General features: G+C 70.5%; 14 protein-coding genes and 1 pseudogene. 9 read left to right on the top strand and 6 right to left on the bottom strand.

All coding sequences use genetic code 11. The annotated features are described in order from the left end of the window. The 6 genes and pseudogenes from FNH08_RS10410 to FNH08_RS10385 form a co-directional block, all read right to left on the bottom strand. Window positions 1-732 (bottom strand): annotated as a pseudogene (locus tag FNH08_RS10410) (ATP-grasp domain-containing protein); the annotation flags it as partial. Beyond that, window positions 729-1847 carry a pyridoxal-phosphate dependent enzyme gene (locus FNH08_RS10405; RefSeq protein WP_322724167.1) on the bottom strand — a complete coding sequence of 373 codons (1119 nt, stop codon included), beginning with the start codon at window positions 1845-1847 and terminating at the stop codon, window positions 729-731. The pseudogene FNH08_RS10410 and the gene FNH08_RS10405, both read right to left, overlap by 4 nt. 8 nt (window positions 1848-1855) lie before the next feature. Next, on the bottom strand, window positions 1856-2866 hold the full coding sequence (locus tag FNH08_RS10400) for an ABC transporter substrate-binding protein (protein ID WP_322724166.1): 1011 nt from the start codon (window positions 2864-2866) through the stop codon (window positions 1856-1858). After that, window positions 2863-3693 (bottom strand): ABC transporter ATP-binding protein, encoded by an 831-nt coding sequence (locus FNH08_RS10395; protein ID WP_152771151.1) that lies wholly within the window; start codon window positions 3691-3693, stop codon window positions 2863-2865. Before FNH08_RS10395 ends, FNH08_RS10400 begins: the two co-directional genes overlap by 4 nt. After that, window positions 3694-4782: a FecCD family ABC transporter permease gene (locus FNH08_RS10390; RefSeq protein ID WP_152771150.1), complete on the bottom strand. Its 1089-nt coding sequence runs from the start codon at window positions 4780-4782 to the stop codon at window positions 3694-3696. 93 nt (window positions 4783-4875) lie between these two features. Then, window positions 4876-5643 carry a class I SAM-dependent methyltransferase gene (locus tag FNH08_RS10385; RefSeq protein WP_152771149.1) on the bottom strand — a complete coding sequence of 256 codons (768 nt, stop codon included), beginning with the start codon at window positions 5641-5643 and terminating at the stop codon, window positions 4876-4878. 219 nt (window positions 5644-5862) lie between these two features. Between FNH08_RS10385 and FNH08_RS10380 the strand changes: the two genes are divergently transcribed. From FNH08_RS10380 to FNH08_RS10340, 9 genes are all read left to right on the top strand, one after another. Next, a complete protein-coding gene (locus tag FNH08_RS10380) occupies window positions 5863-6585 on the top strand; it encodes a hypothetical protein (protein WP_194238447.1) in 723 nt (240 codons plus the stop codon). Window positions 6586-6753: 168 nt separating this feature from the next. Continuing rightward, entirely contained in the window at window positions 6754-7362 is a 609-nt protein-coding gene (locus FNH08_RS10375; RefSeq protein ID WP_322724165.1) for a sigma-70 family RNA polymerase sigma factor, read from the top strand. Between the two features lie 74 nt (window positions 7363-7436). After that, complete coding sequence (locus FNH08_RS10370; protein WP_152771148.1) at window positions 7437-8162, top strand: sensor histidine kinase; 726 nt, start codon at window positions 7437-7439, stop codon at window positions 8160-8162. 183 nt (window positions 8163-8345) lie between these two features. After that, window positions 8346-8435, top strand: a complete 90-nt coding sequence (gene kdpF, locus FNH08_RS10365) for a K(+)-transporting ATPase subunit F (protein ID WP_033264828.1) — start codon at window positions 8346-8348, stop codon at window positions 8433-8435. A gap of 9 nt (window positions 8436-8444) precedes the next feature. Then, complete coding sequence (gene kdpA, locus FNH08_RS10360) at window positions 8445-10124, top strand: potassium-transporting ATPase subunit KdpA (protein WP_152771147.1); 1680 nt, start codon at window positions 8445-8447, stop codon at window positions 10122-10124. Then, complete coding sequence (kdpB, locus tag FNH08_RS10355) at window positions 10121-12250, top strand: potassium-transporting ATPase subunit KdpB (protein WP_194238446.1); 2130 nt, start codon at window positions 10121-10123, stop codon at window positions 12248-12250. The genes kdpA and kdpB overlap by 4 nt, the downstream gene beginning before the upstream one ends. 5 nt (window positions 12251-12255) lie before the next feature. Beyond that, a complete protein-coding gene (locus FNH08_RS10350; RefSeq protein WP_152771146.1) occupies window positions 12256-12918 on the top strand; it encodes a potassium-transporting ATPase subunit C in 663 nt (220 codons plus the stop codon). Between the two features lie 120 nt (window positions 12919-13038). Continuing rightward, window positions 13039-13722, top strand: a complete 684-nt coding sequence (locus FNH08_RS10345) for a response regulator (RefSeq protein WP_152771145.1) — start codon at window positions 13039-13041, stop codon at window positions 13720-13722. 73 nt (window positions 13723-13795) lie between these two features. Then, window positions 13796-16357: a sensor histidine kinase gene (locus tag FNH08_RS10340; protein ID WP_152771144.1), complete on the top strand. Its 2562-nt coding sequence runs from the start codon at window positions 13796-13798 to the stop codon at window positions 16355-16357. Window positions 16358-16363 lie beyond the last annotated feature (6 nt).

Raw genomic sequence — 16363 nt, 5'->3', positions numbered from 1 at the left:
GTCCTCGATCAGGTCGAGTTCGGGGGCGGGGAGGGCGACGGGGAAGGCCGCGGCCTCTTCGCGGACGGAGGGCTCGGGGGACATCTGGCGGCTGAGGACGCCCAGGAGCCGCGTCCCGCCCTCCCAGCTGAGGGTTTCCGCGCTGTAGACGGGGCCGGAGAAGAAGGGCTCGGCGAACAGCCGGCCGTTGAAGGAGCGCTCGGCCGCGTCAGCGAGTGCGGTGTGCAGCTGCCGCTCGTCGCGTACCGGCCAGACGTTGCGGGAGGAGGTGCCCGCGGAGTCCTTCAGGACCGCGGGCAGGCCGATCTCGCGGAGGATGTCGTCGGCCGCGGACGGGTCGGCGGGGACGGTGAGGGCGCCGCCGCGGCTGAGGCCCGTCTGGTGGAGGAGATCGCGTACCCGGCTCTTGTCCCGCAGGAGGCGGACCGCGTTCGGGTCGGGTCCGGGGAGGCCGAGTTCGGCGGCGAGGTCGGCGCCGGGGACGCTCCAGGTGTCGGTCGAGTTGATGAGCCCGCGCAGGTCGGGCACGGTGGCGAGGGCGGCGGCGCAGGCGGATTCGTCGGTGGTGTCGAGGTCGATGACGTCGAGTGCCGTGGGATCGAGGTGGGCCAGTTCATGGCGGTAGACGTCCCGGTTGCCGGTGAGCAGGCAGAGCCGGTGTCCGGCGTTGTCGGCCGCCTCGATCAGACGTCCCAGGCCGAAGGTGAGTGCCTCCAGGGCGGCGATCGTCACGATGCCTGGTCCTCCTTGGTCAGTGCGGTCGGCGGGGCCGTCGGAGCTGTCGCCTGGGCGGGTGCCGCAGGTTGGCGTACGTCGTAGCGCCGCCGTTTCCACTCCAGTACCGACCAGGGCGGCGCGAGGTCGGCGAGGGCGGTGATCCGGTGCGGCTTGAGGGAGTGCGGGTCGAGGGCCTCGTGGTGACGGGCGAAGACGCGTTCGGTGTAGCGGTGTCCGGTGTCGGCGCCGATGACCAGGTGCATACGGTCGGGGGCGCGGGCGGCCTCCCAGCGCGCGACGAGGTGGGCGGCGCCGGTGGACAGGCCGGCGAACACGGCGTGTTCCCGCAGCAGGCCGACGGCACCGGCCATGGCGTGGCGGAAGTCGAGCCAGTGGAGGGTGTCGTAGAGGTCGTGGCGGACGTTGTCGAACGGGATCGAGCTGCCGATGCCGGCGATGATCGCCTCGGGGTCGCTGAAGCCCTCGCTGCCGAAGGTGACGCTGCCGAAGGGCTGCACCCCCAGCAGCCGGACCGAGCGACCGCGCCCGCGCAGTGGCTGGACGAGGCCGCCGCTGGAGGAGCCGGTGCCCACGGAGCCCACCACGGTCAGCGGCGCGTCCGGCAGCGCGTGATCGACCAGGTCGGCGAACTCCCGGTAGCCGGTGTAGTGGATGGTGTCGTGGTACTGGCGCATCCAGTGCATGTCGGGTCGCTCCGCGAGCAGGTGCCGGACCCGCCGGACCCGCCCTTCCTGGTCGAGCCGCAGATTCTTCGAGGGCGGCATCTGGTCCACGGTGGCGCCGAGGATCTCCAGCTGGGCGCGCATCGTGGCGTCGACGGTGGTGGAGGCGACGATGTGGCAGCGGAGGCCGTAGCGGTGGCAGGCCATGGCCAGGGCCAGTGCGTAGATGCCGCTGGAGCTGTCCACGAGGGTCTGGCCCGGTTTCACCGTCCCGCGCTCCAGCAGGGTGCGGACCGCGCCGAGGGCGGCGTAGACCTTGAGGGTCTCGAAGCGGGCGAGCACGACGTTGTCGGACAGGCGCAGCAGGTCGGGGGCCTTGATCGCGTCGGTTATGTGCTCATGGACCGGTGCCGCCGTGGGAGCGGGGGCGGCACGTGTGGGCGTCACCGTCACGGTCACCGCCCGACCGAGCGCAGGTAGCGGCCCAGGTCCTCGGCGCCCGTGACGTTGCGGGGGCCGCTGACGGCGTCGCCGTAGGACATCACGAAGAAGCGGTTGTTCTTCACCGCCGGGACCGACTTCAGGCCCGCCATCGACCTGAGGTAGGCGATCTTCTCCTTGGCGGGCTGGTCGGCGTAGTCGACGATCACGATGACCTCGGGCTTGGCCTTGATGACCGGCTCCCAGCCGACCGTCGTCCAGCCCTTGTCCAGGTCGTTGAAGACGTTCGTTCCGCCGGCCGCGCTGATGATGTCGTTCGGTGCGGCGTGGCGGCCGGCGGTGAACGGCTGGTCGGTGCCGGAGTCGTAGACGAACACCTTGGCCGGGTCACCCTGGTCGGGCCAGGTCTTCTTCAGCGCGGTGACACGGTCCTTGAGGTCGGTGACGAGCTTGTCGGCCCGCTTCTCGACGCCGAAGATCCGGCCGAGGTTGTCGAGGTCGGTGTAGAGCGCCTCCAGGGGCGTCACGTCGACGCTCTTGGTGCCGTAGTCCCAGCAGGTCTCGGTGTGCAGGTAGCTGGAGACGCCGACCTTGTCGAGCAGGGCGGGGGTGATGCCGCGTTCCTCGCTGAAGCCGGAGTTCCAGCCGGCCAGTACCCAGTCGGCCTCGGCGTCGACGACGATCTCCCGGGTGATGCGCTCGGTGCCGAGCCGTTCGACCTCGGTGTAGTCCTCCTTCCAGGGCGAGCCCTTGATGGAGGGGTCGCCGAGCTTGTTCATGACGTAGCCGCGCATCCGGTCGGCCAGCCCGAGGGCGAACATCTTCTCGGCGCCGCTGACGTCGTAGGCCACCGGGCGCTTCGGGCGCTGGTACGTGATGTCCTTGCCGCAGTTGGAGACGGTGACCGTGGTGTCGGACGCGCTGTCCGCCGCGGGCTCGACGTCGGCGCCGCAGCCGGTGGTCAGCGGGAGCCCGGTGGCGAGCAGCCCGGCGGCCAGGGCGCGGGGGAGCGGTGGTCTGATCACGAGTGTGGTCCTTCCAAGTGAGCGTCGGCGGGTGCGGGCGTGCCGGTGGGCGCCGGGGCGAGGTCGTAGAGCAGCTGGGGCGTCCCGGTGCGCGGGTGGCGCACGACGGTGGCGTCGACGCCGAACACCTTGCGGACCAGTTCGGGGGTCAGGACCTCCGCGGGGGAGCCGGAGGAGACCAGGGAGCCGGAGCTGAGGACGGCGATGTGGTCGCAGACCTGGGCGGCCAGGTTGAGGTCGTGCAGGGCTGTCAGCACGGTCAGTCCGGACCCGCGCAGGAAGGACAGCAGCTCGACCTGGTGTCGTACGTCGAGGTGGTTGGTGGGCTCGTCGAGGACCAGGACGCGGGGCTCCTGGACGAGGGCACGCGCGACGAGGACGCGCTGGCGCTCCCCTCCGGAGAGGGTCAGCACGCTGCGGTGCGCGAGGTGGGTGACGTCCAGCCGGTCCATGGCCTGCCGGCACAACGCGTGCTCGCGGTCGGTCAGGGGGTGGTTGCCGCGGGCGTGCGGGGTGCGGCCCAGGGCCACCACCTCCTCGACGGTGAAGTCGAGTTCGGTGTGGCTCTCCTGGGTCAGGGCGGCGACGGCGCGGGCGCTGTCGCGCAGTTTCAGCGAGGTCAGGTCGGTGCCGTCGAGCAGGACGGCCCCGGAGGTGGGCTTCAGCGCCCGGTACACGCACCGGAGCGCGGTCGACTTGCCGCTGCCGTTGGGACCGACGAGTCCGACGATCCGACGCGCGGCCACGTCGATGCTGAGCCGGTCGACGAGCGTGCGACCGGCGGCCTCGACCGACAGCTCGCACAGGGAGAGGACGGTGCCGGCCATCTACCGGCCCCCGAAGAGATAGCCGCGGCGCCGCATCAGCACCACGAACACGGGCACCCCGATCAGCGCGGTGATCACACCGAGGGGCAGTTCCTCGGGCGCGAAGGCGGTACGGGCCACCAGATCCACCCAGACCATGAAGCAGCCCCCGGCCAGGGGTGCGACGGCGAGAACCCGCCGGTGCGTGGAGCCGACCCAGATCCGCACCACATGGGGCAGGACCAGCCCGACGAAACCGATCGCGCCGCTGACCGCCACGATCAGCCCGGTGACGGCGGCGGTGAGCACGAACAGTCCACGCCGCAGCGCGTCCGCGTCCACGCCCAGACTGGACGCGGTCTCGTCCCCCAGCGACAGCACGTCCAGCGACCGGCTCTGCCGCAGCAGCACCACGATCGCGACCAGGACCGCCGCCGTCACCAGCGGAAGCGACTCCCAGGACGCCGACCCGAGGCTGCCCAGCAGCCAGAACAGCACCGTCCGTGCGGCCTGCCCGTTCGGCGCGAGGAAGACCAGGACGCTCATCAGCGCCTGGAACCCGTACGCCAGCGCCACCCCGGTCAGCACCAGCCGCAGCGGCGTCAGCCCCATCGGCCCCCGCGCGGCCAGGTACACCAGCACCGTCGCGCCGAGAGCGCCGAGGAACGCGGCGGCCGACAGGGCGAAGACCCCCAGCCCCGCGAAGACCCCGAACACCACGACGGCCGTCGCCCCGACGGACGCGCCCGAGGAGATGCCCAGCACGAACGGATCCGCGAGGGCGTTGCGCACCAGCGCCTGGATGGCGACACCGACGACGGAGAGCCCGGCGCCGACGACCGCGGCGAGCAGCACCCGCGGGGTGCGCACGTGCCAGACGATGGAGTACCCGGTGACCTCGTCCGCCCCGATGCTGCCGCCGGTGAGGGCCGCGTACAGGAAGCGCACGACGTCACCCGGCGGTACGACGGTCGGCCCCAGCGCGACACCGGCCAGGACGGAGACCACCAGCGTCATGGAGAGCGCCACCAGCGTGGCCGCCGGCCTGCCGCGCCCCGCGGGGCGGCCCTCCGGTTCCAGCTGTGTTTCCTCCGGTAAGGAGACAGCCATGAAGTCCCTTTATTTGGAAGGCAGTTGTAGGGAAGTTGATGCGAGCCGGCCACGAACGGCCGCTCGCTGAACCAGTAGTCGGAGGAGGGCGGTTCAGAGTTCCCGTGCGTCTGCCGCTTGTCCGGGCCGGGTTCCGCGCACGATCAGCCGCTGTGCGTGGTGGTCGTACGGGGAACCGTCGAAGCCGCCGTAGCACCGCACATCGGTGAAGCCGGCCGCCTCGAAGAGCGCGCGCAGCTCGGCCGCGCTGTAGAGGAAGGAGGTGATCGACGCCTCCCGCGCCACCGAGTCGCGCACCAGCGTCCAGTCGGTGCGCAGCCGCGTCCAGCTGTCCAGGACGGTGTCGCGCTGCACCACGTACGCGCCGCCGTCGAGCTCGACGAGCTGGGGCCGGCCGATCCAGCCCGCGAGGACCTCCTTGCCCATCACGTCGATGAGCAGGTGTCCTCCCGGTACGAGCGAGTCGTGGGCGTTGCGCAGCACCCGCTCGTTGTCGGCCGCCTCGTCGAAGTAGCCGAACGACGTGAAGACGTTGAGCACCACGTCGTACGACTCCGGCTCGACGTGCGTCAGCATGTCCGCCTGCACCAGCCGGACTTCGACCCCGGCCTCCTGGACCGCGACCTCGGCGCGCTTCAGCATCACCGGGCTGAGATCCACTCCGGTCACCGAGTAGCCCCGACGGGCCAGCGGCACCAGATACAGGCCGGGCCCGCAACAGAGGTCCAGCACACGGCTGTCGGCCGGGAACCGGAGCAACGGCGAGGTCGCGACCACGTCCGCCGTCTCCGCGCGTCTGCGCTCGGAGAACATGGTCTCGGAGAAGTCCGACCAGAATCCGTCGTCCTCGTACCAATGCATCCGGCTGCCACCTCGGGATCGTGTGGGGGTTGTGCTGCAGTGGTCGGCTGCCGGCCCGCTCTGGTTCCCGGCGAGTTGGCGATCGGCTTGTCCCGAACCTCCTTCGATTTCCGGCACGTTACTGTGGTGTGGATCACATGTATGGGATTGAGTGGTGCAGCCTGTGGATTTCCGTATCGAGGTGTGACGTCACAGACGCGGATGCAAGGATGAGCCGCTATGACTGCTGGACGGTGTTCACGCGCGCTGAGGGCTGCGATGTTCGCGGCCGTCTGCGTGCTGTTCGCCGTGCAGGGGCACGCGCTGACCTCCGGTGTCGAGGTGCCCTGGTGGGCGCTGGTCGCCGGAGCCGTGGTGACGGGCGCGATGGCCTGGTGTCTGGCCGGCCGCGAACGCGGGCTCCTCGCGGTCGGCTCCCTCGTGGTCGCCACCCAGGCGGCCCTCCACGCGTCGTTCTCCCTGGCGCAGGCGGTCGTGCGGCCGGAACCGGCCGACGGGACGCCCCTCGCCCAGCGTTGGCTCGCCTACCTGCTGTGCTCGTCACCGCGGGGTGGCTCGCACTCCGACGGCACGGCGATGACCGCGCACCCCATGAGCCATGACATGAGCGGCATGGACGGCGCGGGCGGCATGGGTTCGATGGAATCCACGGGGCATGTCATGGAGGGCATGTCCTCGACGGGCATGCTCCTGGCTCACCTGGTCGCCGCCCTGGTGTGCGGCCTGTGGCTGGCCCATGGCGAGCGTGCCGCCTTCCGTATCCTGCGGCTTCTCGCCGGCTGGCTCGTCGCGCCCCTGCGTCTGCTGCTCCGGGTGCCGGCGCCGCCGCACCGGCCGCGTCTCCGCGCTCGCCGTGACGGTGCGGTGCGCGCGCTGCGGCAGCTCCTTCTCGTCCACGCCATCACTTCTCGGGGTCCACCCGCCGGGACCGCTGTCCTCTGAGGACAGCCGGTTCCCCGAAGCGTCTCCCGGGGTGTCACCGACACCCGCGCCTCGCCTCGGGCATCGGCCGTGCGCACCTGTGTGCCCGTGCGGCCGTACGTCATCAGTCACCGGAACCGCCGTGCGCCCTCGCGCCGGTCCGTTCCCGGACCCCGAGAAGGACACCAGGTGTTCACTCCTGCCCTGCCGACCGCCCTGCCCCCGTCGCACGACGAGTCGATAACCGCGTGGGCGCTCGCCGCGCGCGGCGGCGACGCCGACGCCGTCGAGAAGTTCGTCCGCGCCCTGCACCGGGACGTCAGCCGCTACGTCACCTACCTCGGCGCCGACCCGCAGTCCGCCGACGACCTGACCCAGGACACCTTCCTGCGGGCCCTCGGCAGCCTGCACCGCTTCGAAGGCCGCTCCTCGGCGCGCAGTTGGCTGCTGTCCATCGCCCGTCGCGCCGTGATCGACAGCATCCGGTACGCCGCCGCCCGGCCCCGCCTGTCGGACACCGACGACTGGCAGTCGGCGGCCGAACGCGTCCAGCCGCGCGGCCTGCCGGGCTTCGACGACGGCGTCGCGCTCGCGGAACTGCTGGCCGAGCTGCCCGACGACCGTCGTGAGGCGTTCGTGCTGACCCAACTGCTGGGCCTGCCCTACGCGGAGGCCGCGTGTGTGATCGGGTGCCCCGTGGGCACGGTCCGCTCCCGGGTGGCCCGCGCGCGCTGCTCACTGATCGAGTCACTGGACCAGGCGGAAGACGCCCGTCCGCTCGCCGCGGCGGCTGCCTGACGAGCCGTGCGGTGCCGGGGCCCCGGCACCGCACGGCAGCGCGGGACGCCGGGCAGGACCCAAGCCTCGTCAAGATGCGCACCCCGCTCGCCGCGGGCTGGGCCGCCGTCACCTCCCTGCGCAGCCGCGACGTGCAGTTCTCCGCCGAGGACCGCGACGAACTCCTCGCCACCGCCGACGAGTCCATGGCGAAGCTGAACCGCCTGGCGGAGAACCTCCTCGACCTCAGCCGCCTCCAGGCCGGCGCGCTCACCCTCGATCTGCGGTCCACCCCCCTGGAAGAGGTCGTTCCCGCCGCGCTGGACTCACTGACCCCAGGAGCGGCCACGATCGAGGTCGGCGACCTGGAGGTGATCCCGGCCGTCCTGGCCGACCCGCCACTGCGGGAACGAGTGATCGCCAACCTCGTCGCCAACGCCGCACGCCGCACCCCCGCCGACCGGAAGGTTCTGGTGACCGCCGGCGCCCTCGCAGGCCTCGTCGACCTCCGCGTCGTCGACCGCGGACCGGGTCTTCCTCCCACGGGACCGGGTCTTCCTCTCACGGACCGTGAGCGTCTCTTCGAGCCCTTCCAGCGCCTCGGCGACACCGACAACAGCACCGGTCTCGGTCTGGGGCTCGCCCTCTCCCGCGGCCTGACCGAGGCCATGGACGGCACGCTCCGCCCCGAGGACACCCCCGGGCGGGGGCCTGACCATGGTGGTCTCCCTGCCGTTCGCGGAGCGGGTGGCCCCCGCACGTGGCCGTCAGGCGTTTCCGGCACCCGAGGGGGCGGCGTCAGGGCTGTGTCAAAGGCGTGAGCACTGCCGTTAGGGAGCCATCAAGAGCGCTCGATTCCGGCCGGTGGAGGGGGTTTCCTCTATCCGTCAGTTGCTCTTCTCGAACCTCTTCTAGGAGCTTGCGATGGCCGATCTGGCCTTCGTTGTCACCACGGTGGCGTTGTTCGCGCTCGTGGCTCTCGTTGCCAAGGGGGTGGCGAAGCTGTGACCGCCGAGAACATCGTCGGACTGGTCGTGGCCGTCGCCCTCCTGGGCTACCTCGTCCTCGCCCTCGTCTTCCCGGAGAGGTTCTGAGGTAGCTACATGGGTCCCGTTCTTGCCGGTGTGCTCCAGCTGCTCGCGTTGATCGCGGCGCTCGCGCTCGCCTACGTACCGCTCGGCAACTACATGGCCAAGGTCTACTCCACCGACAGGCACTGGCGTGTGGAGAAGTGGATCTACAAGGGCATCGGTGCCAACCCCGACACCGAGATGCGCTGGCCCGCCTACCTGCGCGGCGTCCTCGCCTTCTCGGCCGTCGGCGTGGTCTTCCTGTACCTGCTGCAGCGCCTGCAGGGTGTGCTGCCCGGCTCGCTGGGCTTCTCCGCCATCGACCCGGACCAGGCGTTCAACACGGCCGTGTCCTTCGTGACGAACACCAACTGGCAGTCGTACTACGGCGAGCAGGCCATGGGCCACGTCGTGCAGACCGCCGGGCTGGCCGTGCAGAACTTCGTCTCGGCGGCCGTCGGTATCGCGGTCGCCGTCGCCCTCGTACGGGGCTTCGCCCGCTCCCGTACCGGTGAGCTGGGCAACTTCTGGTCCGACCTGGTGCGCGGCGTGACCCGCATCCTGCTGCCGGGCGCCGCGATCGCCGCGATCGTGCTGGTGGCCTGTGGCGTGATCCAGAACTTCTCCGGGATCCACGAGGTCGGTCAATTCTTCAATGGGCACAGCATGGGCGGCTCCCAGCAGTGGAACGGCGGCGCGGTCGCCTCCCAGGAGGCCATCAAGGAGTTCGGCACCAACGGCGGTGGCTACTTCAACGCCAACAGCGCCCACCCGTTCGAGAACCCCACCCCGTTCACCAACCTGTTCGAGATCTTCCTGCTACTGGTGATCCCGTTCTCGCTGACCCGCACGTTCGGCGTCATGGTCGGCAGCGTGAAGCAGGGGTACGCGATCCTCGCCACGATGGCCACCATCTGGGTCGGCTTCGTCGCCCTGATGATGTGGACCGAGTTCGCCCACCACGGGCCCGCCTTGCAGATCGCGGGCGGTGCCATGGAGGGCAAGGAGGTGCGCTTCGGCGTCGGCTCGTCGTCGATCTTCGCGGTGTCGACCACGCTGACCTCCACGGGCGCGGTGGACTCCTTCCACTCCTCGTTCACCGGTCTCGGCGGCGGCATCACGATGCTGAGCATGATGCTGGGCGAGATCGCGCCCGGTGGTACCGGCTCCGGCCTGTACGGCATGCTGATCATGGCGGTCATCGCGGTGTTCATCGCCGGGCTGATGGTCGGCCGTACGCCCGAGTACCTGGGCAAGAAGATCGGCACCCGCGAGATCAAGCTGGCGGCCTGCTACATCCTGATCACGCCCGCGCTGGTGCTCGTGCTGGCCGCGGCCGCGATGGCCCTGCCCACTCCGGGCAACTCGATGACGAACTCCGGTGCGCACGGGTTCGGCGAGATCCTGTACGCCTACACCTCGGCCGCCAACAACAACGGTTCGGCCTTCGCCGGGCTGAACGCCGACACCCAGTGGTTCAACACCACCCTCGGGATCGCCATGCTGCTGGGCCGGTTCGTGCCGATGGTGTTCGTGCTCGCTCTGGCCGGGTCCCTGGCCGAACAGAAGCCGGTTCCGGTCACCGCGGGCACCCTGCGGACGGAGAAGCCGCTGTTCACCGGTCTGCTGGTGGGCGCGATCCTGATCATCACCGGTCTGACGTACTTCCCGGCACTGGCGCTGGGCCCGCTGGCCGAGGGGCTGGCGTCATGACCACCCGCACAGAGAAGCAAGAGGACTCGATGTCCACAGCCACTCCGACCCGGGCGCCGCACAGCGATGTGCCGACCGGCCACAAGGACGAAGGACGCGTCGGCGCGGGTCTGTTCGACCCCAAGCAACTCGTGAAGTCGCTGCCGGACGCCTTCCGCAAGCTCGACCCGCGGGTGATGGTCAAGGCGCCCGTGATGTTCGTGGTCCTCGTCGGGTCGGTCCTGACGACCGTCTTCTCGTTCAAGGACCCGGGCGACTGGTTCGGATGGGCCATCAGCGCCTGGCTCTGGCTGACCGTCATCTTCGCCAACCTGGCCGAAGCGGTCGCCGAGGGCCGCGGCAAGGCGCAGGCCGACACCCTGCGCAAGGCCAAGACCGACACCGTCGCCCGCCGCCTCGTGGACGACCGCGAGGAGCAGGTCCCCGGTACCGAGCTGCGCGTCGGCGACCTCGTCGTGTGCGAGGCCGGCGACATCATCCCCGGCGACGGTGACGTCGTCGCGGGCGTCGCGAGCGTCGACGAGTCCGCCATCACCGGTGAGTCGGCGCCCGTCATCCGCGAGTCCGGCGGTGACCGGTCCGCGGTGACGGGCGGGACGAAGGTGCTCTCCGACCGGATCGTCATCAGGATCACGACGAAGCCGGGGGAGACCTTCATCGACCGGATGATCAGCCTGGTCGAGGGCGCGGCCCGGCAGAAGACGCCGAACGAGATCGCGCTGAACATCCTGCTCGCCTCGCTGACCATCGTGTTCCTGCTCGCGGTGGCGACCCTGCCGCCGTTCGCGGACTACGCGGGCACTCACCTGACGATGGTCGTGCTGGTGGCCCTGCTGGTGTGCCTGATCCCCACCACCATCGGCGCGCTGCTGTCCGCGATCGGTATCGCGGGCATGGACCGGCTGGTGCAGCGCAACGTGCTCGCCATGTCCGGAAGGGCCGTCGAAGCGGCCGGTGACGTCTCCACCCTGCTGCTCGACAAGACAGGCACCATCACGCTCGGCAACCGGCAGGCCGCCGAGTTCGTGCCGGTGGACGGGACACCCGAGGCCGAGGTCGCCGACGCGGCCCAGCTGTCGTCGCTGGCCGACGAGACGCCCGAAGGCCGTTCCGTCGTCGTCCTGGCCAAGGAGAAGTACGGGCTGCGCGAGCGGCACCAGGGCGAACTGACCGGTGCCGAGTGGATCGCCTTCACCGCCCAGACCCGCATGTCGGGCGTGGACGTGGACGGGCGCAAGATCCGCAAGGGCGCGGCCGGTTCCGTCATCGCCTGGGTCCAGGAACAGGGCGGCGAAGTCGCCCGGGACGCTTCCGAGCTGACGAACAGGATCTCCGAGGCCGGCGGCACACCCCTGCTCGTGGCCGTCGAGGACGCCGACGGGGCGCGCGTACTGGGCGTGATCCACCTCAAGGACGTCGTCAAGGACGGCATGCGGGAGCGGTTCGACGAACTGCGCCGCATGGGCATCAAGACCGTCATGATCACGGGTGACAACCCGCTGACCGCGAAGGCGATCGCCGAGGAGGCGGGCGTCGACGACTTCCTCGCGGAGGCCACACCCGAGGACAAGATGGCGCTCATCAAGCGCGAGCAGGCGGGCGGCAAGCTGGTCGCCATGACCGGTGACGGCACGAACGACGCACCGGCCCTCGCCCAGGCGGACGTCGGCGTCGCCATGAACACCGGCACCTCGGCCGCCAAGGAGGCCGGGAACATGGTGGACCTGGACTCCAACCCGACGAAGCTCATCGAGATCGTCGAGATCGGCAAGCAACTCCTCATCACCCGGGGCGCGCTCACGACGTTCTCGATCGCCAACGACGTCGCGAAGTACTTCGCGATCATCCCGGCGCTGTTCGCCGCGGTCCACCCCGGCCTGGACAAGCTGAACATCATGCAGCTGTCCTCGCCGGACTCCGCGATCCTGTCCGCCGTGATCTTCAACGCGCTGATCATCATCGCGCTGGTGCCGCTCGCCCTGCGCGGTGTGCAGTACCGGCCGGTCAGCGCGGACAAGATGCTCCGCCGCAACCTCGCGATCTACGGCGTCGGCGGGCTGATCGCCCCCTTCATCGGCATCAAGATCATCGACGTACTCATCTCTCTGATCCCCGGGGTCGGTTGAAGGACATGAACAACTCCCTTACGAACACCGCCCGGTTGCTCGGCGCGGGCCTGCGCGCCCTGCTCGTGCTCACCCTGGTCACCGGCGTCATCTACCCACTGGTGATCACCGGCGTCGCCCAGGCGCTCTTCAACGACAAGGCGAACGGCTCGGAGATCAAGGTGGACGGCAAGGTCGTCGGCTCCTCGCTGATCGGGCAGTCGTTCAACCTGCCGCTGAAGAAGGGCCAGGAGACCCCCGACCCGGACCTGAAGTGGTTCCAGGGCCGCCCGCAGAACGGTCTCGGCAGCAACAGCGTCAACACCCAGTACAAGCTCATCCTGTCCGGCGCCACCAACCGGTCCGCCGACAACAAAGAGCTCATCCAGTGGGTGAAGGACGCCAAGGCCGCCGTCATCAAGGACAACTCGGTGAACGGCTACACGGTCAAGGACGTGCCCGCCGACGCGGTCACCTCCTCCGGCTCCGGCCTGGACCCGGACATCTCCCCGGAGTACGCCGACATCCAGGTCCATCGGGTGGCGGAGAAGAACGGTCTGGCCGTCGACCAGGTGCAGAAGCTCGTCGACGACCACACCGAGGGCCGCACCGCCGGCTTCATCGGCGAGCCCCGGGTGAACGTCCTCGAACTCAACATCGCGCTCAAGGACCTCGCGGCGAAGAGCTGATGTCGTGACGACACCACCGGGAGCCGGCGGACCTGGAACCCACTCCGGGCCCGCCGGCTCCCGCCGCCATGAAACCGGTGGTTCTCCCTTCGGCCCCACGACAGGAAAAGGTGCACACCGATGACCAGGGTGCTGGTCGTGGAAGACGACCCCCAGCTCGCCAAGGCCCTCGTGATCAACCTCCAGGCCCGCCAGTACGGCGTGGACGCGGCCCCCGACGGTGCCACCGCGCTCCGCCTCGCCGCCGCCGGCCCGCCCGACGTGGTGATGCTCGACCTCGGACTGCCCGACATGGACGGCGTCGACGTCATCAAGGCCCTGCGCGGCTGGACCCGCGTACCCGTCCTCGTGCTCTCCGCGCGCCGCGCCTCCGACGAGAAGGTGGCGGCGCTCGACGCGGGCGCGGACGACTACATCACCAAGCCGTTCAGCATGGAAGAACTCCTGGCCCGTCTGCGGGCCGCCGTCCGACGCACCGAGGACATGCCGCTCGCGCCCGAGACGACCCTGGTCGAGACGGACGGCTTCACCATCGACCTGCTCGCCAAGAAGGTCCGCCGCGCCGGGCACGACGTGCGGCTGACGCCCACGGAGTGGCACCTGCTGGAGATCCTGGTCACCAACCCCGGGCGCCTGGTCACCCAGAAGCACCTCCTGCAGGAGGTGTGGGGCGTGTCGGTGAGCAACAAGACCAACTACCTGCGGGTCTACATGGCCCAGCTGCGCCGCAAACTGGAGGCCGACCCCTCCCACCCGCGCTACCTGATCACCGAGCCGGGCATGGGGTATCGCTTCGAGCGCTGACCCCCCCGCCCCGACTTTCCAACCGCCTACGACCGCCACGACCGCCCACGACCGCAGAGCAGAGACGAGAACCATGGCACGCGGCACGCTCCGGATCTACCTCGGTGCGGCACCGGGCGTCGGCAAGACCTACGCCATGCTGTCGGAGGCCCACCGCCGCGTCGAGCGCGGCACGGACTGTGTGGTCGCCTTCGTGGAGCACCACCACCGGCCGCGCACCGAGGTGATGCTGCACGGCCTGGACGAGATCCCGCGCCGGGAGCTGGAGTACCGGGGCGGCGTCTTCACCGAGATGGACGTGGACGTGGTCCTGGCCCGGCGCCCCCAGGTGGCCCTCGTGGACGAGCTCGCGCACACGAACGTCCCCGGTTCCCGCAACGACAAGCGCTGGCAGGACGTCGAGGAACTGCTCGCGGCCGGGATAGACGTCATATCGACCGTCAACATCCAGCATCTGGAATCCCTCGGTGACGTCGTCGAGTCGATCACGGGCGTACGGCAGCGGGAGACCGTTCCGGACGAGGTGGTGCGTCGCGCGGACCAGGTGGAACTGGTCGACATGTCACCGCAGGCCCTGCGGCGCCGTATGGCGCACGGCAACATCTACAAGCCGGACAAGGTCGACGCGGCCCTGTCGAACTACTTCCGCCCCGGCAACCTCACGGCCCTGCGCGAGCTGGCGCTGCTGTGGGTGGCCGACCGCGTCGACGAGTACCTGACCGAGTACCGCAGCGAGCACCAGGTGTCGGCGATCTGGGGCTCGCGCGAACGGATCGTCGTCGGGCTGACCGGTGGGCCCGAGGGCCGCACGCTCATCCGCCGGGCCGCCCGGCTCGCGGAGAAGGGCGCCGGCGGCGAGGTACTGGCCGTCTACATCTCCCGCAGCGACGGCCTGACGTCCGCGTCGCCGAAGGAGCTGGCGGTGCAGCGCACCCTGGTGGAGGACCTCGGCGGCACCTTCCACCACGTCGTCGGCGAGGACGTCCCGGTGGCGCTGCTGGACTTCGCGCGCGGGGTCAACGCCACCCAGATCGTGCTCGGCGTCTCACGGCGCAAGGGGTGGCAGTACGTCTTCGGCCCGGGCGTCGGCGCGACGGTCGCCCGGGACTCCGGGCCCGACCTGGACGTCCACCTGATCACCCACGACGAGGCCGGCAAGGGACGCGGACTGCCCCTCGCCCGGGGAACACGGCTCGGCCGCACGCGGATCATCGCCGGCTGGCTCGTGGGCGTGCTCGGCCCGGCCCTCCTCACCCTGCTCCTCACCAACACCGACGCGGACCTCGGTCTCGCCAACGACATGCTGCTGTTCCTGGCGCTGACCGTGGCGGCCGCGCTGCTGGGCGGCCTGTACCCGGCCCTCGCCTCGGCGGCGTTCGGCTCCCTGCTGCTGAACTACTACTTCACCCCGCCCCTGCACCGGCTGGCGATCGCCGACCCCCGGAACCTCGTCGCCATCGTGGTCTTCGTCGGTGTCGCGGTGTCGGTGGCGTCCGTGGTGGACCTCGCGGCCCGCCGCACCCAGCAGGCGGCCCGGCTGCGCGCCGAGTCCGAGATCCTCTCCTTCCTCGCCGGGAGCGTGCTGCGCGGCGAGACCAGCCTGGAAGCGCTGCTGGAGCAGGTCCGTGAGACCTTCAACATGGAGTCCGTCGCCCTGCTGGAACGGCAGAGCGACGTCGACCCCTGGACGTGCGCGGGCAGTGTCGGCCCGCGCCCCTGCCTCTCGCCCGAGGACGCGGACGTCGACGTACCGGCCGGGGATCACATGGCGCTCGCGCTGACCGGCCGGGTGCTGCCGGCCGAGGACCGCCGGGTGCTGGCCGCGTTCGCCGCGCAGGCCGCCGTGGTCCTGGACCGCCGACGGCTCAAGCACGAGGCGGACCAGGCCAAGGAACTGGCCGAGGGCAACCGCATCCGCACGGCCCTGCTGGCCGCCGTCAGCCACGACCTGCGCACCCCGCTCGCCGGAATCAAGGTGTCCGTCTCCTCGCTGCGGTCGGCCGACGTGGAGTGGTCCGAGGAGGACCAGGCCGAACTCCTGGCCGCGATCGAGGAGGGCGCCGACCGCCTCGACAACCTGGTGGGCAACCTCCTCGACATGTCCCGCCTCCAGACCGGCACGGTCACCCCGCTGATCCGCGAGATCGACCTCGACGAGGTGGTGCCGATGGCGCTCGTCGGGGTGCCGGAGGACAGCGTGGAGCTGGATGTTCCCGAGACCCTGCCGATGGTCGCCGTGGACAAGGGACTGCTGGAGCGGGCGGTCGCCAACGTCGTGGAGAACGCGGTGAAGTACCACCCCGAGGGCACGCCGGTGCTCGTGTCGGCGAGTGTCATCGCCGATCGCGTGGAACTCCGCGTGGTGGACCGCGGCCCCGGCGTCCCCGACGTAGCCAAGGACCGCATCTTCGAACCCTTCCAGCGCTACGGCGACGCCCCGCGCGGCGCCGGCGTCGGCCTGGGCCTCGCCGTCGCCCGCGGCTTCACCGACGCCATGGGCGGCACCCTCGCCGCCGAGGACACCCCAGGAGGCGGCCTCACCATGGTCCTCAGCCTGCCGACGGCACCGGCACGTCCGATGCCACAGCCCGACGCTCCCTCGTCCGCCGACGCCCAGCCCGCGGAGGCTTCCTGAGCGGCC

Source organism: Streptomyces spongiae (assembly GCF_009377185.1).
GTDB lineage: Bacteria > Actinomycetota > Actinomycetes > Streptomycetales > Streptomycetaceae > Streptomyces > Streptomyces spongiae.
The sequence above is the reverse complement of the archived record's forward strand: the minus strand, read 5'-3'. Positions and strand labels throughout refer to the sequence as shown.

What these genes read in the sequence shown, in the direction of transcription:
- FNH08_RS10395 (WP_152771151.1), bottom strand. Translation starts at nt 3,693, where the DNA reads ATGGCCGGCACCGTCCTCTCCCTGTGCGAGCTGTCGGTCGAGGCCGCC.
- FNH08_RS10390 (WP_152771150.1), bottom strand. Translation starts at nt 4,782, where the DNA reads ATGGCTGTCTCCTTACCGGAGGAAACACAGCTGGAACCGGAGGGCCGC.
- FNH08_RS10385 (WP_152771149.1), bottom strand. Translation starts at nt 5,643, where the DNA reads ATGCATTGGTACGAGGACGACGGATTCTGGTCGGACTTCTCCGAGACC.
- FNH08_RS10380 (WP_194238447.1), top strand. Translation starts at nt 5,863, where the DNA reads ATGACTGCTGGACGGTGTTCACGCGCGCTGAGGGCTGCGATGTTCGCG.
- FNH08_RS10370 (WP_152771148.1), top strand. Translation starts at nt 7,437, where the DNA reads ATGCGCACCCCGCTCGCCGCGGGCTGGGCCGCCGTCACCTCCCTGCGC.
- kdpA (WP_152771147.1), top strand. Translation starts at nt 8,445, where the DNA reads ATGGGTCCCGTTCTTGCCGGTGTGCTCCAGCTGCTCGCGTTGATCGCG.
- kdpB (WP_194238446.1), top strand. Translation starts at nt 10,121, where the DNA reads ATGACCACCCGCACAGAGAAGCAAGAGGACTCGATGTCCACAGCCACT.
- FNH08_RS10350 (WP_152771146.1), top strand. Translation starts at nt 12,256, where the DNA reads ATGAACAACTCCCTTACGAACACCGCCCGGTTGCTCGGCGCGGGCCTG.
- FNH08_RS10345 (WP_152771145.1), top strand. Translation starts at nt 13,039, where the DNA reads ATGACCAGGGTGCTGGTCGTGGAAGACGACCCCCAGCTCGCCAAGGCC.
- FNH08_RS10340 (WP_152771144.1), top strand. Translation starts at nt 13,796, where the DNA reads ATGGCACGCGGCACGCTCCGGATCTACCTCGGTGCGGCACCGGGCGTC.